General features: G+C 61.3%; 15 protein-coding genes and 2 tRNA genes. 8 read left to right on the forward strand and 9 right to left on the reverse strand.

Annotated elements, in window-relative coordinates:
• Positions 1-2 precede the first annotated feature (2 nt).
• The 6 genes from DevBK_RS17585 to DevBK_RS17610 form a co-directional block, all read right to left on the reverse strand.
• Positions 3-78: transfer RNA gene (locus DevBK_RS17585), tRNA-Phe, on the reverse strand.
• A gap of 126 nt (positions 79-204) precedes the next feature.
• Entirely contained in the window at positions 205-1,335 is a 1,131-nt protein-coding gene (locus tag DevBK_RS17590; protein ID WP_317186373.1) for a zinc-dependent alcohol dehydrogenase family protein, read from the reverse strand.
• Positions 1,336-1,457: 122 nt separating this feature from the next.
• A complete protein-coding gene (gene hisD, locus DevBK_RS17595; RefSeq protein WP_410494102.1) occupies positions 1,458-2,768 on the reverse strand; it encodes a histidinol dehydrogenase in 1,311 nt (436 codons plus the stop codon).
• A 29-nt stretch (positions 2,769-2,797) separates the two neighbouring features.
• Positions 2,798-3,796 carry an ABC transporter permease gene (locus DevBK_RS17600; RefSeq protein ID WP_317186375.1) on the reverse strand — a complete coding sequence of 333 codons (999 nt, stop codon included), beginning with the start codon at positions 3,794-3,796 and terminating at the stop codon, positions 2,798-2,800.
• A complete protein-coding gene (locus DevBK_RS17605; RefSeq protein WP_317186376.1) occupies positions 3,793-5,424 on the reverse strand; it encodes a sugar ABC transporter ATP-binding protein in 1,632 nt (543 codons plus the stop codon). Before DevBK_RS17605 ends, DevBK_RS17600 begins: the two co-directional genes overlap by 4 nt.
• The gene (locus tag DevBK_RS17610) at positions 5,424-6,542 is read right to left on the reverse strand and encodes a sugar ABC transporter substrate-binding protein (protein WP_317186377.1); all 1,119 of its coding nucleotides are present in this window, start codon (positions 6,540-6,542) and stop codon (positions 5,424-5,426) included. The genes DevBK_RS17605 and DevBK_RS17610 overlap by 1 nt, the downstream gene beginning before the upstream one ends.
• A 264-nt stretch (positions 6,543-6,806) precedes the next feature.
• Here DevBK_RS17610 and DevBK_RS17615 point away from each other — a divergent pair, with 264 nt between their 5' ends.
• Positions 6,807-7,880, forward strand: coding sequence for a LacI family DNA-binding transcriptional regulator (locus DevBK_RS17615; RefSeq protein WP_317186378.1), 1,074 nt, complete (start codon positions 6,807-6,809; stop codon positions 7,878-7,880).
• 26 nt (positions 7,881-7,906) lie between these two features.
• Here the strand turns inward: DevBK_RS17615 and DevBK_RS17620 are convergent, their stop codons facing one another.
• Together DevBK_RS17620 and DevBK_RS17625 are read right to left on the reverse strand one after the other, a co-directional pair.
• Entirely contained in the window at positions 7,907-9,700 is a 1,794-nt protein-coding gene (locus tag DevBK_RS17620; protein WP_317186379.1) for a hydantoinase B/oxoprolinase family protein, read from the reverse strand.
• Between the two features lie 5 nt (positions 9,701-9,705).
• A complete protein-coding gene (locus DevBK_RS17625) occupies positions 9,706-11,763 on the reverse strand; it encodes a hydantoinase/oxoprolinase family protein (protein ID WP_317186380.1) in 2,058 nt (685 codons plus the stop codon).
• A 202-nt stretch (positions 11,764-11,965) separates the two neighbouring features.
• On the opposite strand from DevBK_RS17625, the gene leuC reads away from it, so the two are divergent.
• From leuC to DevBK_RS17660, 7 genes are all read left to right on the forward strand, one after another.
• Entirely contained in the window at positions 11,966-13,378 is a 1,413-nt protein-coding gene (gene leuC / locus DevBK_RS17630; RefSeq protein WP_317186381.1) for a 3-isopropylmalate dehydratase large subunit, read from the forward strand.
• Positions 13,378-14,028 (forward strand): 3-isopropylmalate dehydratase small subunit, encoded by a 651-nt coding sequence (gene leuD / locus DevBK_RS17635; protein ID WP_317186382.1) that lies wholly within the window; start codon positions 13,378-13,380, stop codon positions 14,026-14,028. Before leuC ends, leuD begins: the two co-directional genes overlap by 1 nt.
• Positions 14,025-14,660 carry an isochorismatase family protein gene (locus DevBK_RS17640; protein WP_317186383.1) on the forward strand — a complete coding sequence of 212 codons (636 nt, stop codon included), beginning with the start codon at positions 14,025-14,027 and terminating at the stop codon, positions 14,658-14,660. Before leuD ends, DevBK_RS17640 begins: the two co-directional genes overlap by 4 nt.
• Positions 14,660-15,541 carry an isocitrate lyase/PEP mutase family protein gene (locus tag DevBK_RS17645; RefSeq protein ID WP_317186384.1) on the forward strand — a complete coding sequence of 294 codons (882 nt, stop codon included), beginning with the start codon at positions 14,660-14,662 and terminating at the stop codon, positions 15,539-15,541. Before DevBK_RS17640 ends, DevBK_RS17645 begins: the two co-directional genes overlap by 1 nt.
• Positions 15,538-16,467, forward strand: coding sequence for a 3-hydroxyacyl-CoA dehydrogenase (locus tag DevBK_RS17650; protein ID WP_317186385.1), 930 nt, complete (start codon positions 15,538-15,540; stop codon positions 16,465-16,467). The genes DevBK_RS17645 and DevBK_RS17650 overlap by 4 nt, the downstream gene beginning before the upstream one ends.
• Positions 16,468-16,482: 15 nt before the next feature.
• A complete protein-coding gene (locus tag DevBK_RS17655) occupies positions 16,483-17,949 on the forward strand; it encodes an NAD-dependent succinate-semialdehyde dehydrogenase (protein ID WP_317186386.1) in 1,467 nt (488 codons plus the stop codon).
• A gap of 179 nt (positions 17,950-18,128) precedes the next feature.
• Positions 18,129-18,205: transfer RNA gene (locus tag DevBK_RS17660), tRNA-Met, on the forward strand.
• A 102-nt stretch (positions 18,206-18,307) separates the two neighbouring features.
• Here DevBK_RS17660 and DevBK_RS17665 read toward each other — a convergent pair.
• Positions 18,308-20,155 carry an ABC transporter ATP-binding protein gene (locus tag DevBK_RS17665; RefSeq protein WP_317186387.1) on the reverse strand — a complete coding sequence of 616 codons (1,848 nt, stop codon included), beginning with the start codon at positions 20,153-20,155 and terminating at the stop codon, positions 18,308-18,310.
• Positions 20,156-20,347: the final 192 nt, after the last annotated feature.

Consider the following 20,347-nt stretch of genomic DNA (forward strand, 5'->3'; position numbering starts at 1 on the left):
AGTGGTGCCCGAGACCGGAATCGAACCAGTGACACGCGGATTTTCAATCCGCTGCTCTACCAACTGAGCTACTCGGGCATTCTATTCGCAGCACTGAGCTGCAAGCCATCGGCCTTATAGGGTAAGTGATTTTTGCGTGCAAGCGATAAGAGTAACTGTGGAAATCTTTAAGTGCCGGCCGAGAAGTGTCGGCCGGCCAAGGGCTTAATGCCCCATGGTGACGACGCCGCGCAGCAGGCTTCCCTCTCGCAATTTGTCAAAGCCTGCATTGATCTCGCTGAGCGGCATGACCTCGGACAGCAAGCGGTTCACCGGCAGGATGCCGCGCTTGTAAAGCCGCACGAAGCGCGGAATGTCTCGCGCTGGCACGCATGAGCCCAAATAGCTGCCGCGTATGGTTTTTTCTTCGGCGACGAGATTGACGGGCGAGAAGGCGAAGCTCGCCGTTGGTGCCGGCAAGCCACCCGTCGTCAATTGCCCGCCGCGCCGAATGATCTGATAACCGGTCTGCAGCGCCGCCACTGAGCCTGCGAGCTCAATGGCATGATCGACCCCGCCATGCGTCGCCTCTTTGATGGCGTCGACGACACCCTCTGCGGTGGCCTGAAAGACATCCGTCGCGCCCATGCTCAGCGCCAGATCGAGCTTTTCGCGTGACAGGTCCACGGCGACGATCTGCTCGGCTCCCGCCGCCTTGGCGCCCATCAGCGCCGCCATGCCGACGCCGCCAAGCCCAATGACCGCGACCTTATCGCCTGGCGCCACCTTGGCCCCATTGAAGACGGCGCCGACGCCTGTCAGCACGGCGCAGCCGAAAAGCGCCGCTTCCTCAAAGGGAAGCGACTTGTCGATTTTGACCAATGAGCGCCGCGATACGGTCGCATATTCGGCAAAGGCCGAAACGCCGAGATGATGATTGAGCGCGTGGTCATGCTCATGCAGTCGCCGCTCGCCAGACAGCAACACCCCGGCGCCATTGGCCGCCGCGCCTGGAATACAGAGGGCAGGGTGTCCATCCGAGCAGCATTCACACGACCCGCAGCTCGGCACGAAAACGAAGACCACGTGATCGCCAACCGCAAAATCATCTATCCCCGGCCCCAGCGCCTCAATTATCCCCGCCGCTTCGTGCCCCAAAACCATAGGCAAAGGCCGCGGCCGATTGCCGTCGATGACAGAAAGATCGGAGTGGCAAAGCCCCGCCGCCATGACTTTCACCAGAACCTCGCCCTGACCCGGCCCGCTGAGTTCAATCTCCCCGATCCGCAGGGGTTTCGAGCTCGCGTATGGCGCGGAAAGACCGGATTGCTCGAGAATGGCAGCGCGAATTTTCATGAGTGATTTCTTTACTCTGCGGTCCAGCCAACAGCCAGGCCCCGACGCCGACCAGCCCCGGTCACGAGAGTGCGTTTGCCGTCGAGGCGGAAACTGTGGGATCGGGGCAGGGTCATGCTGGTTTACTCGGCGGCGCTGGCATAGGGGACGTTACGACCGCCGAAGCGGCGCACGCGGATATTGGCCTGTTCGGCGTGCCCGGCAAAACCCTCCAGCATGGATAGCCGGGAGCCATAGGCGCCGATCTTGGCGCTTGCAGCGTCCGTGGTGATCCGCTGATAGGTGCAGGTTTTCAGGAACTTGCCGACCCACAGCCCGCCGGTGAAACGGCCCGCGCGCTTGGTGGGCAGGGTGTGATTGGTGCCAATGACCTTGTCTCCAAAGGCGACATTTGTGCGGGCGCCGAGGAACAGGGCGCCATAGTTGGTCATGTTGTCGAGGAAGTAATCGGGATCATGCGTCATGATCTGGACGTGCTCAAAGGCAAGTTCATTGGCGACCGCGAGCATTTCCGCGTCATCGGCGCAGAGGATGACTTCGCCATGGTCGCGCCAAGAGACGCGGGCGATCTCAGCCGTCGGCAGAATGGTCAGCAGGCGCTCCACCTCGGCCATGGTTTCGCGGGCGAGCTTTTCCGAAGTGGTGAGCAAAATGGCCGGTGAAGTCGGGCCGTGCTCGGCCTGGCCCAGAAGATCGGTGGCGCAGATTTCGGCGTCGACCGTATCATCGGCAATGACGAGGGTTTCGGTTGGGCCGGCAAAAAGGTCGATACCGACGCGGCCATAAAGCTGGCGTTTGGCTTCGGCGACGAAGGCATTGCCGGGCCCAACAAGCATATCCACCGGCGCAATGGTTTCAGTGCCGAGCGCCATGGCGCCGATGGCCTGCACGCCGCCGAGCACGAGGATTTCATCTGCGCCAGCCAGGTGCATGGCCGCAACGATGGCCGGATGCGCTCCGCCCTTAAATGGTGGCGCGGCAGCGACGACGCGCTTGACGCCGGCCACCTTTGCCGTGAGGACGCTCATATGCGCCGAGGCAACCATGGGATATTTGCCTCCCGGGACATAGCAGCCGACGGCATCGACCGGTATGTTCTTGTGGCCAAGGAAAACGCCCGGCTCGGTTTCGACCTCGACGTCCCGCAGCGCTGCCTTCTGGTGTTCGGCAAAGCGGCGGACATTCGCTTGGGCAAAGCGGATGTCTTCCAGGTCGCGCGCCGAAACCTTCGACATCGCGGCTTCGATATCCTGCTCAGAGAGCCTGAAATTCTCGGGCAACCAGTTATCGAATTTGGCCGAGAGTTCGCGCACGGCGGAGTCGCCCCGCGCCTCGATGTCGGCCAGAATACCTTCAACCGTAGAGCGAACTTTGCTGTCCGCCTCGGCGCGCCCGGCGGCGGCCTCGGCAGTTTTGAGATGGGTGGCCAAGATGGTCCTCCTGCGCTTGTCGCGCCTTAAATTTAGCCGAGGTCTGAGGCTTCGCGACCGCGGGTGATCTGGGAAATGGTGACTGCCAGGATCAGAGCGCCGCCATTGAAGACATTGGTGACCCAAAGCGGGATGCCGAGCATGGAAAGGCCGGTAATGCCGGTCGCGAGGAAATAGACGGCGACCAGAGTACCCCAGGGATTGAAGCGTCCCGGCTGGATGGTGGTGGCGCCGAGGAATGCGGCGGCGAAGGCGGGAAGCAGGAAGTTGAGGCCCGAATAGGGGTCGGCTGAACCCAGCACACCTGCATAAAGAATGCCGGCGGCCGAGGCGAGAACGCCAGACATGACCAGGGCGCCGACGCGCACGCGATTGACGGCGATCCCGTTGAGCCGTGCGACTTCACGCCCGCGCCCGACGAAGAGCAACTTTCGCCCGAGGGGGGTGTAATCGAAAATGTACCACATGATCAGGCCTGCGGCCAAAGCGTAGTAGAAGGCATAGGGAATGCCGAAAAGGCGATAGCCGACGGCGGCCATGATCAGGTTGTTGTCGATGCCGCCAATGGTCGAGGAATTGGTCATCCATTGCACGGCGCCGCTCATCAGCGAGGTGGACCCGAGGGTCACGACCAGCGAGGGGACGCGAAAATAGATGATGAAGAGCGCGTGGAAGAGCCCAACCAGCACACCCATGGCCAGAACGATGCAAAGCACGAGGCCGATCGGCATCTGGTGCCAGACATTGAGGACGCCGATAGTCGAGGCGGAGAGCGTCAGCGTCGCGCCGACGGAGAGGTCATAGTCGCCTGCCGTCAGCGGAATGATGATCGCCAATGCCAGCAAGGCTGCCGGGGCATAGGAGGCGAACATGATCGAAAAATTGCCCCAGTTAAAGAAGGCCGAGGGCATCGCGGCGCTGAAGAGGCCGATGATAACAACCCAGACCAGCAGCAAGGCGATGCGCTCGAACTGGCGCGTGAGATTGACTGCGGGCTTGGCGGCGGACGGGGTCGAGAGGGCGTCGGTCATGATGCAACCCGCGAAGATTGGGATGGGGTGGAAAGGGGCGCGGCTGTGGCGTAGCAGGCTTCGGAAATGCCATCCTTGGTGACGGCATCGCCCGAGATTTCGGTGCAGATGCTGCCCTTGGAAAAGACCAGAACACGATCGCAGATCTCGGCCAGCTGTTCGGCCTCCGAGCTGGCGCAGATAACCGACATGCCCTTGGCTGCAGCGGCGCGGAGCGCGGCAAAGATCTGCTGGCGGGTGCCGACATCGACGCCCTGGGTCGGTTCGTCGAGAAGCAGGAGGCTGGGCGAGCGGTTCATCCAGCGCGCAATCAGCACTTTTTGGGCATTGCCGCCTGAGAGGGCTGAAAGTTTGAGGCCGGGGTCATTGGGGCGCACTTCAAAGGTTGTGCCCAGCGATTTGGCCTCGCGCACCATGGCGCCATTGCGCAGGAACCCGCCGCGGAAAAAGCGGGAAACATCGGGCAGAAACATGTTGTCGACGATAGGGAGGCTATCGACGCCGCTCGCGCCCTGGCGGTCACCAGGCAAAAGGGCGAAACCCATGTCGATGGCGGCCTTTGGCGACAGCGTCTTCTGGTCGAACGCCTTGCCGCCCTCGACGGCGATCGTGCCGGAACGCGCAGGATGTGCGCCAAAGACGAGATAGGGCACTTCGGCATAGCCCGAACCGATGAGGCCGGTAAGCCCGAGGATTTCGCCCTTGCCCACATCGATGTCGGAAGGCTGCAGCATCTTGCCGGCGAGACCAGAAATGCGCGCATAGACCGGGCGGCTGATGGCGGGACCGGCGGGCCGCTCAGCCTTGGTGAGGCTGCGGCCGACGATCATCTTGACGATGGTCTCGTGCGTGGCGTCGGCGCGCTTCAATTCGCCAGCCATGACGCCGTCGCGGAGGACCGTGATTGAATCAGTGATTTCCATGACCTCGTCGATGTCATGGGAGATGAAGATAACGCTCGAGCCAGAGCGGGTGATCGAGCGCACCATATCAAAGAGCTGGGCCACGCCGGCCGCCGGGAGAAAGGGCGTCGGTTCGTCGAGGAGCACAAGGCCGGGGCGGCCGGTGACGGCGCGCGAAGCTTCGATTTCTTCGAAGGCGCGGACGATGGCGAGCAAAGCGCGCTGCACCGGAGTCAGGCGATCGACGCGCTCACTGGGGTCGATATCGAGGCCAAAGCGGGCCAGCGCCTGTCGAGTCGCGCGCTCCTCGGCGGACCAGTTGATATAGGCGGACTTGGCCGTGGTCAGCGGCACGAGGCGCAGATTTTCCATCACCGTCAGCGACGGGATGAGGCCCAAATTCTGATGGACGAAAGCCATGCCGAGCCGACGATAATCGCCGGGCTTCAAGGGGAGGCTGACGCGTTCGCCGTTGAATTCCAGCGTGCCGCCCTCGTCGGGCGCGTGGAAGCCGGCGAGGATTTTGACGAGCGTCGATTTGCCGGAGCCGTTCTTGCCCAGAAGTCCATGAACCTCGCCGGGCATGACCTTGAACGAGACGTTCTGCAGCGCCTTGGCGCCGCCAAAGGTTTTGGAAATATTGGACACCGACAGCACCGGGAGCGCCTGAAGCGCCCCCGGATGGTTGGTCGGATCGGGGAGTGCGTGATCCGACAGTGCGGTCATTATTCGAGGCCCCAGAGCTTGCGGAAGCCGGACTTGTAGGCATCGCCATAGCCGGTATCGAACTGGGCCGGGGTGCCGGCTTCGGCAATGTTGTTCTTGTCGAAGATATAGAAGGGCACGTTGAGCGCGGTCGGCGTCGGCAGGTCGCAAGCATCGCGCAAGTGACCGTCGATCGTTGCGTAGGCGATCCAGTCGAGGCTTTCCCCGATGTCCATATCGGCTAGGCCTTGGGCGATATAGTCAAGCACGAAGGGCGTGCCATTGAAGGTCGCGAGCTTGACTTCACCGGTCTTGCCGGCAAGGCGAAGCGCGGGAACGACGAACTGGCTCATCGAGTCATAGATCGGGATCACGACATTAATGTCGGGATTGGCCTGCACCGCGGTCTGCACGGCTGGCTGGATCTTGGTGCCCCATTCGGTCACGCCGACATTGATCTCAGTGACGATCTTGCAGTTCGGGCAATTCTCGGCGAGCTGCTTCTTGAAGTTTTCAACGAGCGGAATGGTCGGCGGCACGTCGGTCGAGATGACCAGCGCGACATTGGCCTTGCCTTCTGTCGCGACAGTCGACCAATCGGCGAGGATCGTGCCGATTTCACCGAAACCGATGGTCAGCGAGCTCGATACCACGGGGTGCTGTTCGAAGCTCGGGTCGTAGAAGTGCGAGGTCATGACCTTGACGCCGGCATCGCTGGCAGCTTGGAGCTGCGGGGCGACGGTGGCCGGATCGATACCCGAGATCAGGTCAATGATGTCGTATTTTTCGCGCGTTGCGAGTTCGATGCCCTGGACCCACTGGCTCGGCTGGCCCTGGTTTTCCCATTCACGCACTTCAAGGCCGACTTCGGCGCCGGCCGCCTTCATGCGGTCGATGATGCCCTTGAGGAAGGGGTTGCCGCTATTGTTGGGGATCGACATCATCTTCTTGCCGGCCGCACAGGCCTTGGCATCGAAGGCGTCGCCCGGAGCAACGAAGTCGGGCTTCGAGGTATATTTGACGAGGTTTTCCTGGGCCCGGGCCAAGCCGTCGCTTGCCTCGTCTGCCGAAGCAGCACCTGCGAAGCCAACAACCATGGTTAAGGCGCCAACCGACGCAAGCAGCGCGCGTTTGTTCATGAGAATCTCCCTGTAATCCGCCATCGGACCCCCTCGGGCTATGATGGTGAATGCGTATTCATAGGAGCGCAACTCATAATCCAAGTCAATTCCCGTTCTGAAAATCTTTGGCGAGAATTCCTGTAGCCGCGAGCCCTTTTTGCGGGCGAGATGCACAGCAAGCGTGCAGCTTGGCATTGAAACCCAGCGCGGCTGGGATTATCGATAGGGAAAGGGCAAGGAATGCATGCGCATTCTGACGGCAGGCCCCCGGAAAGAAAATTGATGGCGCGGAAAAGCTCCAGGTCAACTTCGTTCGATGTCGCCGCTTTAGCAGGCGTTTCTCAATCGGTCGTGTCGCGGGCCTTTACGCCCGGCTCGCGCATAGCGGACGAAACCCGCACCAAAGTGCTCGAAGCTGCGCTCAAGCTTAACTACGTCCCGAACTCCATTGCCAGCAGCCTGACGACGAAACGCACCAATATCGTTGCGCTGATCATCGGCAATCTCGACAATCCCTTTTACGTCCACGTCCTCCACACCTTTAGCCGGCGCCTCCAGGCGCAGGGGCGGCAGGTGCTGATCTTCACCGTCGAGCCGAATTCGGAAAGCGACGAGGCAATCATGCATCTCCTCAAATATCAGGTGGACGGCGTGGTCTTGACCGCGGCGCAACTTTCGACCCGCATGATCAGTCTCTGCCATGATCGCGGCATCCCGATCGTGCTGTTCAATCGCTACATTCCGGGCTCCGATGCGTCCGGCGTGCGCTGCGACAATGTCGCGGGCGGCGCCTTGATCGCCGAAGCCTTTTTGGCTGCGGGCGCGCAGAATTTTGCACTGATCACGGGGGACTTGAAGGGGACGACCAGCGGGGATCGTGTGCGCGGCTTTGTCGAACGCCTGCTTGATAGTGGCGTAAAACGCTCGCAGATCGTCGAAGTGCATGGGCATTCCTCCTATGAGGGGGCCTTCAACGCGACGATCAAGCTGATCCGCGACAAAAGTCGCGTGCGCCCTGATGCCTTGTTCGGCGTCAATGACATCATGGCCATGGGCGCCATCGATGCGCTCCGCCATCGCCTGGGTCTGCGTGTGCCGGAGGATCTAATGGTTGGCGGCTTCGACGATATCCCCGAAGGCCGCCGCGCGCCCTATCAGCTGACCACCGTGCGACAGCCGATCGAGCAGATGGTGGATGAAACCCTCTCCATCCTTCATCTCGACGATCCGACCGAGCCTATCCCGCGCGGGATAGACCGGCCGATAAAGGGGCGTCTGATCTGGCGCAGTTCGATCCCCGTGCCGCCAGCCTATCGGGGCGAAGCGGAAGCCGCGAAAAACGAAGACGAGAAATGAAAACGGGGCCTTTCGGCCCCGTTCGCTTATTCTGCTGCCTGGCGTTCCGGCGGCGTATAGCCGAAGTCGAAAGCTGGTGGCTCGCCGCGTTCTTTCTTCGTGGCTTCGCGTAGTTTTGCAGTGGCTGCGACATCTGCCTCGTTGTCCTCGGTCAGGATGACGCCGTAGGATTTCTCCGCCTGTTCGCGAGAGACGAGGCCATAGCGAACGTCGCGGGCGACGATCTCGGCCGCGCGTTCGAGCGGATCGCCCCAGCCACCGGAGCCGGCGGTCTTGAAGACGACGCGGTCGCCCGGATTGACCTTGAGATTGTCGATCTTGGACGGGATGCGGGTCGGTTCGGTTTCGCCGTTCTTGATCACCCACTTGCTCGATGTGCCGCCGTGAAGGCCGCCATTGATGCCCCAGGGTGGCACGACTTCGCGGTCGTCATGGATCGAGACCTGGCCCTTTTCAAGCAGGCGATAAACCTTTTCGATGCCGGCGCCACCACGGTGCAGGCCCGGACCACCGGAATCCTGGATTGGCTGATAGCGCTCGATGAGGACGGGATAGTAGTTCTCGATATATTCGATCGGAGTCGCCGAAAAGAGCGGCCACCAGGCATGGCCGTCGAAGCCATCGCCCTTGGGACGGCCCGGCACGCCGCCGAACAGCAATTCCATGAGCTGGAAGTACTTGTTGTCCTTGTCGGTGCCCGAGAAGATGAAGTGTGGGCTCGTGCCGTAGCCGGCAGCCATTGAAAGCTGCGGCACGAACTTGCCGAGCGCGCCGGCCTGGCAATCGAAGAAGCGCGTGTGGGTGTTAAGGCGGTTCGAAAGCGCTGCTGGGAAGCGCGGATTGAGCAGGCTTCCTTCCGGCAGCACGATCTCGAACAGGTCATAAAAGCCTTCGTTGAACAGCACCGAAGGATCGAACGACATGATCATATAGACGCCGAAGAAGAGCTTGCAGAGCCCTTCATGGATGTGGAAGTTGATCGGGCCTTCCGCCTGCGCATCCGTGCCAGTCCAGTCGAAAACGGCCACATCGCCGCGGCGGGAGATGGTCAGCGTCATCTTGAACGGGCCATTGCCGAGGCCATCGTCGTCGACATAGTCGGTGAAGCTCACCGGCTCTTCCGGAATGTATTTCCGGATGACGACGCGCATGGCTTCGCGGGTGCGTGCGAGAAGCATGTCGCAGGCGGTCATATAGGTCTCGCGGCCAAAACGGTCGCAGAGTTCCTTGACGCGCGTGCCCGCGGTGCGGCAGCCGGCGATCAGCGCCATGAGGTCGGCCCTGTTCATGTCCGGGGTGCGCGAATTGTTGAGCATGATGTCGAGGACACCCTGGTTCAATTCGCCCTTGGAGTAGATCTTGACTGGCGGAACGCGAAGGCCTTCTTCCCAGATGGTGCGGGCATTGGCGGGCATCGAGCCCGGTACGGTGCCGCCCACGTCGACCATGTGGCCGAAGATCGAGGAGAAGCCCACGAGAACCTTCTCGTGGAAGATGGGCAGCATCACGCACCAGTCATTGTTGTGCGAGATCGAGCCCTTCGAGGCATAGGGGTCGTTCCAGACGAAGATATCGCCTTCGTTCACGTCGCCGCCGAACTTTTCGACGACGGAGGGAATGTAGGAGCCGAACTGGCCGACGATCATCTGGCCGCGTTCGTTGCAGATCATCGGGAATTCGTCGTGCTGCTCGCGGATCACCGGCGAGAGCGAGATGCGTACGACGACGCCGTCCATTTCATAACGGGCGTTCTTGAGGGCGTTCTCGATGATGTCGAGGGTGATCGGATCGACGGTGGTTGTGTCGGTTGCGTTGGTCATGGCGCTCAATTCCCCTTCGAAACGGGCCAGATCAGGATATTGCCGTGCGCATCGATCTCGGCATAGTGCGCCGGGAGAAGCACGGTCGTGGTGTCATATTGCCGGATGATTGCCGGGCCTTCGACGCGCGAGCCGACGCCAAGCCTGTTGCGGTCATAATGGACCGTGTCCTGCCAGGCGCCGTTGAAATAGCCCGGGCGCGTCTCGATGATCGCGGCCTTGACGTCGGTCGAGGCGGCTTCGGCGAAGGACTCTTCCACGGGCTCCGTGGCGCCGCGGGCAACGACGCGCATGGCGACGAGTTCGACCGGAACGGTGAAGCGCACGCCATAGAGGCGTTCGTGGATATCGTGGAAATCAGCGAGGGTCTGCGTCAGCGCGCCCTTGTTATGGACGTCTGCAGCGCTGACCGGCACGGCGACTTCAAAACCCTGCTGCTCATAGCGAAGATCGAGTGAATAGGTGATCGAGGCATCGGCATCCGTCACTTCCTGTTCGGTCAGCCAAGTCTGCGCCTTCGCCTCGAGTTCGGCGAAACGGCTCCAGACTTCCGATGGGTCGAGACCCACGGTCGAGCGAATATAGGTCTGCACGAATTCGTTGCGGAAGTCGGCCTCGAGGAAGCCGAGCGCACAGAGCACGCCCGGATTGGGCGGCACGAGCACCGGATAGCAACCCAAGAGTTCGGCCATGGCATTGCCATGGAGCGGGCCGGCGCCGCCAAAAGCGACGATGCCGAATTCACGCGGATCAAGACCGCGCTGCACCGTGATGACGCGGAGCGCGCCGAGCATGACTTCATTGGCGATATCGATGATGCCCTTGGCCGCGTCTTCGGGCGAAAGGCCGATCTGCTGGCCGACATTGGCAACGGCCTTGCGGGCGCCTTCGACGTCGAGCTTCATTTCGCCACCGAGCAGCACGGGCGGCAGATAACCGAGCACCACATTGGCGTCGCTCACGGCCGGTTCCGTGCCGCCACGCCCGTAGGAGACCGGACCTGGACGAGCGCCAGCACTGCGTGGGCCGACGCGGAGCGAGCCGGTCAGTTCGGAAACGTCGGCGATCGAACCGCCGCCCGCGCCAACGCTGCGCACGTCGAGCGTCGGCACCTTGGCCGGGAACATGCCGACTTCGGTCGAGCGCGAAATGGTGGCTTCGCCATCGATGATCACGGCGACGTCGGTCGACGTGCCGCCCATGTCGAAAGCCAGAAGCTTCGGGAAGCCCGAACGGCGCGACAGCATCATGGTCGAAGTGACGCCACCGGCAGGGCCGGAGAGCACAGTGTGGACCGGACGTTCCGAAGCTGCCGCAGCGCTCATCAAACCACCGTCCGAGCGGACGATATGAAGGCGCGCGGTGACGCCATTGTCAGCCAGGCGATCTTCGATGCGCGAAAGGTAACGCTTCATGATCGGGCGGACATAGTCGTTCATCACCGTGGTGATGGCGCGGTCATATTCGCGGAATTCGGGGAGGATTTCCGACGAAAGCGAGACCGGGATATCGGGGAAACGCTGGGCTACGATATCGCGCAATTGGCGCTCATGGGCGGCATTGGCATAGGAGTGCATCAGCGAAATGGTCAGCGCCTCGATGCCCGAGGAGCAGAGATCGTCGATCAGCGCGGTGGCGGCTGCCACGTCGAGTTCGCGCACCACTTCGCCGCGCGCGTTCATGCGCTCGGGAATGCCGCGGGTATCTGCAAGCGAGGCCAATGGATCGGGTTTTTCCATATTGATCCAGCCAAAGAGCGGACCCGGGGTCCAGGCCTTCGCGAGATGGAGCGTATACTCAAAACCCTCGGTGACGAGGAGCCCGACGCGCGAGCCCTTGCCTTCGAGCACCGCATTGGTCGCAACGGTCGTGCCGTGCAGGATCAGGTCGATGTCGGCGGGCGAAATGCCGGCCTTTTCGCAGATCAGCTTCACGCCTTCGACGACGCCGATCGACTGATCTTCGGGCGTTGAAGGGGTCTTGGCCTGAAAGGTTCGCCGGCCTTTCTCATCGTGAAGGAGCAGGTCGGTGAAAGTACCGCCAACGTCTACGCCCAATCTCATAATTCATCCCTTGTCTTAGTCTTCCCCGTCACACATGCACCCTCATCCAATTGGATATTGCATGCGCATTCACACCAGCATAGATTGGGGTTCGACATCTTCGCAAGTGCAAAGATTGTGGGCCTCTCCAGATTCTTGGACTGGCCTGCGGAGGCTGCACCACTACACTTCATGAATAGGGTTTTCTGGTCTCGGCGGGGCTATGAGCGCACTCACTCTCTACGACAAGGTTTGGCAGCAGCACGTCGTCAAGGATTATGACGACGGCACCAGTCTTCTTTATATCGATCGGCATCTCGTGCAGGAGGTGTCGAGCCCGCAGGCCTTTGCGGGACTAATAGCAGAAGGCCGGAATCTCGTGCGTCCTGCGGCTCATATCGCCGTTGCGGACCATGCGGTCCCGACCCGGTTGCGCCACTTGCCACTGCCCGATGGTCTGGCATCCCGGCAGGTTTCGCGGCTTGAGGCGAACTGCGAGCGCTTCGGTGTCCACTATATCGGCATGAACGACAATCGGCATGGCATCGTCCATGTCATCGGGCCGGAGCTGGGCTTTACGCTGCCCGGCATGACGCTGGTTTGTGGCGATAGCCACACCTCGACCCACGGGGCCTTCGGCGCCATTGCCTTCGGCATCGGCGCCAGCGAGTGTGAATGCGTATTCGCAACGCAGACCCTGCGGCAGAAGAAGCAGAAGACCATGCGTGTGACGCTCAACGGCGCGCTGCAGCCGGGTGTCGCCGTCAAGGATATCATCCTCGCGCTGATCGCCAAGATCGGTACCAATGGCGGCGTCGGCCACGCTATCGAATATGCCGGGCCGGCAATTGCGACGCTTTCCATGGAAGCGCGCATGACGCTGTGCAATATGTCGATCGAGGCGGGCAGCCGCGTCGGCATGGTCGCGCCAGACCAGACGACGCTCAATTATGTCCGCGGCCGCAAGCTTGCGCCGACGCCGGACATGCAGGCCGCAGCTGAAGCGCACTGGCTGAGCCTCCGCAGCGATGCCGATGCTAGTTTCGATCGTGAAGTCGAGCTCGATGTTTCCGCGCTCGTGCCGCACGTCTCCTGGGGCACAAATCCCGGCGAAACGGCGCCCGTTTCCGACCGCATTCCCGATCCAGCGCTCGAGGCCGATCCGGTGCGTCGCGCCAAGATGGAGCGAAGCCTAAAATACATGGCGCTCGAACCGGGAATGAAGCTCGACGAAATCGCCATTGATCGCGTTTTTATCGGCTCCTGCACCAATGGCCGCATCGAGGATCTTCGTCTTGCCGCTAAGGTGGTCGAGGGCCGACATGTGGCGTCCAGTGTTGCCGGCATCGTCGTGCCAGGCTCAGCCACCGTCCGCATTCAGGCGGAAGCGGAAGGGCTCGATCGTATTTTCAAGGATGCCGGTTTCGAATGGCGCGATTCAGGCTGCTCGATGTGCGTCGCCATGAACGATGACCGCCTCGCGCCCGGCGAGCGGTGTGCGTCCACCTCCAACCGGAACTTTGAGGGTCGGCAAGGGCAAGGCGGCCGCACCCATCTGATGAGCCCGGCCATGGCCGCTGCTGCTGCCATTTCCGGTCATCTCGTCGATGTGCGCACGTTGGGGAAATCAGCCTGATGGAAAAATTCGTTACCCTCACCAGCGTCGCGGCGCCCTTGCCCGAAGCCGATGTCGATACCGATATCATCTTTCCCGCCCGCTTCCTGCTGCTGCTCGACAAGGCCGGCCTCGGGAAGCATCTCTTCCACGAGCGTCGCCACCGCCCGGACGGCATCAGCACTGACTTCGTGCTCAACGTTGCTCCGTTCAACGAGGCCAAGATCCTCGTGGCAGACGCCAATTTCGGCTCCGGATCGAGCCGCGAACAGGCTGTGTGGGCGCTGGCCGATTTCGGCATCCGCTGCGTCATCGCCCCAAGCTTTGGCGAAATCTTCTATTCCAATTGCTTCAAGAACGGCGTTCTTCCCATCGTCATCACTGGCGAGGCCCATGCCAATGCACTGGCAGCGGCCAAGAGCGGCGAGCCGTTCTCGATAGATCTCGAGAGACAGACGGTCACCCTTCCCAATGGCCCCTCATTGTCTTTCGAGATCGATCCATACCGGAAGGCGGCGCTGATGCTCGGTCTCGACGAGATCGGCGAAATTCTGGCGCAGGATGCCGATGACATCGCCGCCTTCGAAAAGCGCCATCGCGCCTCCCAGCCCTGGCTGTTCCTCGACGATGGCAGGCTCGACGCTCTCTTCAGCCAGACGGACAAAGCATGACCGAGCAAGACCTGTCACAAAACTACAAGGGCGCTTTCGGCAAGCGTATCGGTTTCGGCAAGGAGCCGGCGCTGATCATGATCGATTTCGTCGAAGCCTATTTCGATCCCAGCTGCTCGCTCTATGCCGGCACCGAAAGTGCCCTCGAAAGCGGCTTGCGGCTTCAGGCTGTGGCGCGCGAAGTCGGCGTGCCGGTGATCTATACCAACGTCGTCTACAACAGGACCGCGCTCAATGGCGGGCGCTTTTATCAGAAGTCGATGACGCTCCATCACTTCCTCGAAGGCAGCCCTATGGGTGCCTGGCCAAAGGGGCTCGTGCCATCCGAGGATGAACTCGTCATCTCCAAGCAATATGCCAGCGCCTTCTTCGGCACCTCGCTAGCCTCGACGCTGACCTCGCTCGGGATCGACACCCTGATCCATACCGGCGTGTCGACCAGCGGCTGCATCCGCGCCACCTGCGTCGATTGTAATTCACACGGCTTCATTCCGATCATCGTGCGCGAAGCGGTAGGTGACCGTCATCCGGCCCCGCACGAAGCCAACCTGTTCGACATGGACGCCAAATATGGCGACGTCGTCTCCGAAGCCGAAACCATTTCATATCTCAGAAATCTAGGACGAAATTGATGAGCAAGCCCTCCCTCAAGGCCGCTCTGGCCTCCGGTCAGTTTGTGGTCGCCCCCGGTATCCACGACATGATCACCGCCGTGGTCAGCAATAAGGTCGGCTTCGATTTCGTCTATGCCTCGGGCTATTGGATGACAGCCTCGGCCTATGGTTTGCCCGATGCCGGTATCGCCAGCTACACCCAGATGCTCGATCGCGTCGCCACGCTATGCCGCACTGCCAATGCCGCGGTCATCGCCGATGCCGATACCGGCTATGGCGGGCTTCTCAATGTGCACCACACCGTGCGCGGCTTTGAAGAAGCCGGCGTCACCGCCATCCAGATCGAAGATCAGGAATTCCCCAAAAAGTGCGGCCATACGCCATTCAAGCGCGTCGTGCCAATGATCGACATGGTCGAAAAGGTCAAGGTCGCCGTCGAAGCGCGCCGCAATCCTGAAACCCTGATCATTGCCCGCACCGATTCTCGCCAGACCGATGGCTTTGAAGGGGCGCTCAAGCGCGGTATCGCCTATGGCGAAGCCGGCGCGGATATCGTCTTCCTCGAGGCGCTTGAGAGCGAACAGGAAATGCGCGACGCCTGCGCCCGCGTCAGCAAGCCGATGATGGCCAATATGGCCGATGGCGGCAAAACGCCGATCCGCTCCAAGGCCGAACTCGCCGATATCGGCTATAAGCTCGCGATCTTCCCCTCGGCCACCGGCCTTGCCGCCGCCGCCGCCGCCGAAAACGCGTTGCAGGTATTGAAGAGCGAAGGGACGTCCAATTCGCCGAACTCAAAGCTCTTCAACTTCGGCGAATTTAACACCCTGATCGGCTTTGAAGAAGTCTGGGATTTCGAGCGCCGCTGGGCCCGTCCCAACACGACGGCCGCCCAATGAGCACCATCGCCTGTATCGGCGCCGGCACGGTCGGCCGCGCCTGGGCCGTCGTCTTCGCCCGGGCCGGTTATAATGTCAGGCTCTACGACGCCATAGACGGCGAAGTCGCGCGCACCGCCATTCCCGGTGCGCGCCGCACGCTTGAGCTTCTATGGGAGAACGGCCTCCTTACCGAAGACGTCGATACCGTCGTCAGCCGCATCAGCGCCGCCGGCTCTATTGCCGAAGCAGTGGCCGATGTCGTCTTCGTCCAGGAAAGCGTGCGCGAGGACGTCGACGTCAAGCGCGAGGTTTTTGCTGAGATCGCCGCCCATGCGCCGGCCGACGCTATTCTCGCCTCCTCGACCTCGGCAATCCCCGGCTCGGACTTCCTTGGCCATTTTGCTCATCCCGAGCGCGCTTTGGTGGTCCACCCGGTCAATCCACCATCCCTGATCCCGCTGGTCGAACTTTGCGGTACGCAATGGACGGCGCCCGAAACCGTCGCCAAGGCCCGGGCCCTCATGACCGAAGCCGGCATGCGGCCGATCGTGCTCAAGAAAGAAATCGACGGCTTCATCCTCAATCGCCTGCAATTCACCCTCGTTGCCGAGGCGTTGCATCTGGTGGGCGAGGGCTACTGCACGCCCGAGGATATCGACGCCGTCCTCACTGATGGCCTCGCGCTCCGCTGGGCCTCCATCGGCCCCTTCGAGGTCGCTCACCTCAATGCCCCTGACGGGTTTCAGGGCTTCATTGACCGCCTCGGCCCGATGATGCGCAGCATGGGCGAAGCCGCGCGCACCGATTACGACTGGACGCCCGAACAGATCGCCGCGGCGCATGCGGAACTTGCCGAGCGCGTACCGATTGACTCCATTGCCGATCGCCAGGCTTGGCGCGATCGGCAAATCCTGGCGCTCCGCCAGCTCAAGCAGAAGCAGTAGATTTAGGATTTGATCATGACCACCCGTTCGCTCGCCCTCAAGGACCCGTCGCTCCTCGTCGACAAAGCCCTCGTTGGCGGCAAATGGGTGGCCGCGCCCGATGGCGCCACGATCGACGTCACCGACCCATTCGATGGCGCTGTCATCGGCACCGTCCCGAGCCTTGGCGTCGATGCTCTGCGCCAGGCTATCGATGCTGCCCACGAGGCCCAGCCCGGCTGGGCCGCAAAGACTGCCAAGGAGCGCGCGCAGATCCTGCGGCGCTGGTTCGATCTCATCATCGCCAATGCCGACGATCTCGCGCTGATCCTCACCAGTGAACAGGGCAAGCCGCTGGCCGAGGCCAAGGGCGAGATCACAAGCAATGCCGGCTACATCGAGTGGTTCGCCGAAGAGGCCAAGCGCATTGACGGCGATATCATCCCGGGCGCCAGTCCCAACCAGCGCATCCTAGTGCTCAAGCAACCCGTCGGCGTCTGTGCCGCCATCACGCCCTGGAATTTCCCGAACGGCATGATCACCCGCAAGGCCGGCCCGGCGCTCGCTGCTGGCTGCACCATGATCCTTAAGCCAGCTTCGCAGACCCCGCTCTCGGCCCTGGCTCTCGCCGTGCTCGCCGAGCGAGCCGGCGTCCCCGCTGGCGTCTTCTCCGTGGTCACCGGCTCGGCAAAGCCCTTCGGGCAAGAATTCTGCACAAATTCGAAGATCGCAAAAATCACCTTTACCGGCTCGACCGAAGTCGGCCGCTGGCTGATGCGTGAGGCGGCCGGTGGCATCAAGCGCCTGTCGCTTGAGCTCGGTGGCAATGCCCCCTTCATCGTCTTCGACGACGCCGATCTCGATGCAGCCGTCGACGGCGCCATGCTCTCCAAATTTCGCAATTCCGGCCAGACCTGTGTTTGCGCCAACCGCATCTATGTGCAGGAGAGCGTTGCCGAAGCCTTCGCCGAAAAGCTCGTCGCCAAGGTCAGCGCTCTGCAGCTCGGGCATGGCACCCAAGCTGGCGTCACCCAGGGGCCACTGATCGATGGCAAGGCCGTCGAAAAAGTCGAACAGCACGTTGCTGATGCCCTTCAAAAGGGCGGGCGCCTGCTTCTAGGGGGCAAGCGCAGCGCGCTCGGCAGCACCTTCTTCGAGCCCACCGTCATTGCCGATGTCAATCAGTCCATGCTGGTCGCCAAGGAAGAAACTTTTGCCCCCCTTGCGCCGATCATCACCTTCAAGGACGAAGCCGACGTCATCGCCAAGGCCAATGACAGCGAATTCGGCCTCGCGTCGTATTTCTACGCGCGCGATATGGGCCGCATCATGCGCGTCGCCGAAGGCCTCGAAGCCGGCATGGTCGGGGTCAATACGGGCGCCCTCGCCAACGAAATGGCCCCCTTCGGCGGCGTCAAGCAATCCGGCCTTGGCCGCGAGGGCTCAAGATACGGCATCGAGGGCTACCTTGAAATCAAGTACGTTTGCCTTGCAGGAATTTGAGGGCAGGTCTCGGCTCTGGCGACACTGAAGTCGCCGTCAGAGCCATCCCCAGATGAGCGATTTGCGTTGTCTTCAGGCGCCCAAATCCACAACCCAACCAAACCTCTGCGGAGCACTTGACACTGTTCCGTTCCCCGTCTAGTACGACCCCGCAAGCGTGACTTCGGTCGCCGCGTTGTGGCGGAGTAGCTCAGTTGGTTAGAGCAGCGGAATCATAATCCGCGTGTCGGGGGTTCAAATCCCTCCTCCGCTACCAGAACACCCCAATCATCATTCACCTGTAGCTGACGTCTATACGTAAACCTGTGTCCGGTTTGCGCGGGGAATAAGCCCAGCGGTGACGCTGGGCTTGTGTTTGCTAGATACTACCCTGAACCGAGTGCAATCTTGCATAAACGCCTTCAGCGGCCATGAGTGTATCATGGGTGCCGTCTTCAACGATGCCGTCTTCCGTCAGGACCAGAATACGGTCGGCGTGGCGGACAGTAGAAAGTCTATGGGCAATGACCAGCATGGTTCTGCCCTTCGAAAGTCCAAGAAGGGCCTGCTGCACGGCACGCTCGCTTTCATTGTCGAGTGCTGACGTGGCCTCGTCGAAGATCAGCACTGGAGGATTTTTGAGGAAGGCGCGGGCGATGGTCAGCCGCTGCTTTTGCCCGCCCGACAGTTTTACCCCTCTTTGCCCTACGTCGGTCTCATAGCCCTGGGGGAGTGCCATGATGAAATCGTGCGCATTGGCTGCCTTGGCTGCCATGACGACCTCCGCCTGGGACGCTTTAGGCAGCCCATAAAGCAGGTTATCCCAAATCGTGCCGCCGAAGAGGTAGACATCTTGCTGTACGAGGCCAATGTTGCGCCTGAGGTCGGCAAGTCGGATATCGCGCACATCTCGCCCGTCCAGGGTTACCTGCCCCTGTTCGACATCGTAAAAGCGCGGCACCAAGCTGCACAAAGTACTTTTGCCTACGCCCGAGGGTCCGACCAAGGCGACGAACTCGCTTGGCTCTATGGTCAGGGACAGGTCGCGAAGCACCGGTTGGCCTGATCCCTCATAGCGGAAACCGACAGCCTCGAAGCTGATCCGTCCCTTCAGGGTACCCACTCGTTGAGCCCCTGGACGGTCAGCGATCGCCGGCTCCTCCTCGAGCAATACCATAGCCCTGTTGAAGCCGGTATATCCCTCCTGCCAAAGCCGGATAAAATTATCCATCCGCCGCAGCGGATCGGTCAACACGCCAAGGGTCAGCAGCAGGACCAGAAGATTTCCAGCAACAAGTTCTCCGGTAACGACCCGCATGGCGCCGAGGAGAATGACGACAACAGTCAGGAACTGGTTGAATCCCTCCATCCCTGACCACAGCATGGCCTCGCTCTGGTAACCGTCCCGCCGGCTCTCCAGGAACAACTGGTTTTCGGTATCGAAACGGCGCAGCTCGTCCCTTTCATTGCCGAAGGACTGGACGACGCGAATACCATCCAGGGCGTCTTCGACGCGCTCATTGACACTCGCTATGCGCTCTTTGCTGGCCGCAAGCGCATGCTTCATCCGTCCATTGAAATAGAGGGCATAAACGAGCGCAAAAGGGACGATTGCGGCAACAACGGCTGCAGTCAGCGGGTCGATCCAGATCAGGACCGCCATAGCGCCGGCGAGCTTGAGGACGCCGATCAAAGCGTCTTCCGGCCCATGGTGAAAGAGCTCACCGAGCCAGAGCGAGTCATTGGTGATCCGGCTCATCAATTGGCCGGTTCGCTGACGATCGTAAAAGCTGAACGACAGGTTCTGGCAGTGTTCGAACAGATCCCGACGCACTTGCGCTTCGATACGCGCGCCCATGACGTGACCTTTATAATCGACGAAATAGACGGCGAGGATCTGCACCAGGAAGGCGGCCAGCATTATGGCGCCGAAGCCGGCCAGTTGCCCAAAGGCATCTTGCGACTGGAGCAATTCGGGTAGGCGGAGAATGATGACGTTTGTCGTCACCGGCAGCGCAATGGCAGCGGCAGCGACCAGCACAGCCGCGCCGACGACCGCCGAGAACAGTGGCAGATGAGGCCGATAGTATGACGTGAAGCGCCGAAACCGAGAACGGGCTTTGTCCCGCGCTATAGTCTGGTCAGCGCTTGATTTGAGAAATGGAAAAAGGCCGCGGCTAGTGGTTTTTTGCGCGCGCTTGGCCCCATTGGAAGATTGGGAATGCATGAACGGTCATGTCCTGTTGCAGACGAAGTGCGAATGTGTCGGACATGACGGTTTTCATTCTGATCTCCCTCAAGATTGGGACGAAGCTAACGCCGGCCGGGGCTGAACCGCAATCCGGCGCTCTCGGTAAATGCCGACAGTGATGCTTTTGCCACGGGACACATCGGGACGCATCGGCACCACGCCTCCGAG

The organism is Devosia sp. BK (assembly GCF_032907385.1).
Classification (GTDB): Bacteria; Pseudomonadota; Alphaproteobacteria; order Rhizobiales; family Devosiaceae; genus Devosia.

Bases quoted from the DNA above. Each gene is read 5' to 3' on its own strand.
- DevBK_RS17650 (WP_317186385.1), top strand. From the start codon at position 15,538: ATGAGCACCATCGCCTGTATCGGCGCCGGCACGGTCGGCCGCGCCTGG.
- DevBK_RS17655 (WP_317186386.1), top strand. From the start codon at position 16,483: ATGACCACCCGTTCGCTCGCCCTCAAGGACCCGTCGCTCCTCGTCGAC.
- DevBK_RS17600 (WP_317186375.1), bottom strand. From the start codon at position 3,796: ATGACCGACGCCCTCTCGACCCCGTCCGCCGCCAAGCCCGCAGTCAAT.
- DevBK_RS17645 (WP_317186384.1), top strand. From the start codon at position 14,660: ATGAGCAAGCCCTCCCTCAAGGCCGCTCTGGCCTCCGGTCAGTTTGTG.
- DevBK_RS17640 (WP_317186383.1), top strand. From the start codon at position 14,025: ATGACCGAGCAAGACCTGTCACAAAACTACAAGGGCGCTTTCGGCAAG.
- DevBK_RS17610 (WP_317186377.1), bottom strand. From the start codon at position 6,542: ATGAACAAACGCGCGCTGCTTGCGTCGGTTGGCGCCTTAACCATGGTT.
- DevBK_RS17590 (WP_317186373.1), bottom strand. From the start codon at position 1,335: ATGAAAATTCGCGCTGCCATTCTCGAGCAATCCGGTCTTTCCGCGCCA.
- leuD (WP_317186382.1), top strand. From the start codon at position 13,378: ATGGAAAAATTCGTTACCCTCACCAGCGTCGCGGCGCCCTTGCCCGAA.
- DevBK_RS17615 (WP_317186378.1), top strand. From the start codon at position 6,807: ATGGCGCGGAAAAGCTCCAGGTCAACTTCGTTCGATGTCGCCGCTTTA.
- leuC (WP_317186381.1), top strand. From the start codon at position 11,966: ATGAGCGCACTCACTCTCTACGACAAGGTTTGGCAGCAGCACGTCGTC.
- DevBK_RS17620 (WP_317186379.1), bottom strand. From the start codon at position 9,700: ATGACCAACGCAACCGACACAACCACCGTCGATCCGATCACCCTCGAC.
- DevBK_RS17605 (WP_317186376.1), bottom strand. From the start codon at position 5,424: ATGACCGCACTGTCGGATCACGCACTCCCCGATCCGACCAACCATCCG.
- DevBK_RS17625 (WP_317186380.1), bottom strand. From the start codon at position 11,763: ATGAGATTGGGCGTAGACGTTGGCGGTACTTTCACCGACCTGCTCCTT.
- DevBK_RS17665 (WP_317186387.1), bottom strand. From the start codon at position 20,155: ATGCATTCCCAATCTTCCAATGGGGCCAAGCGCGCGCAAAAAACCACT.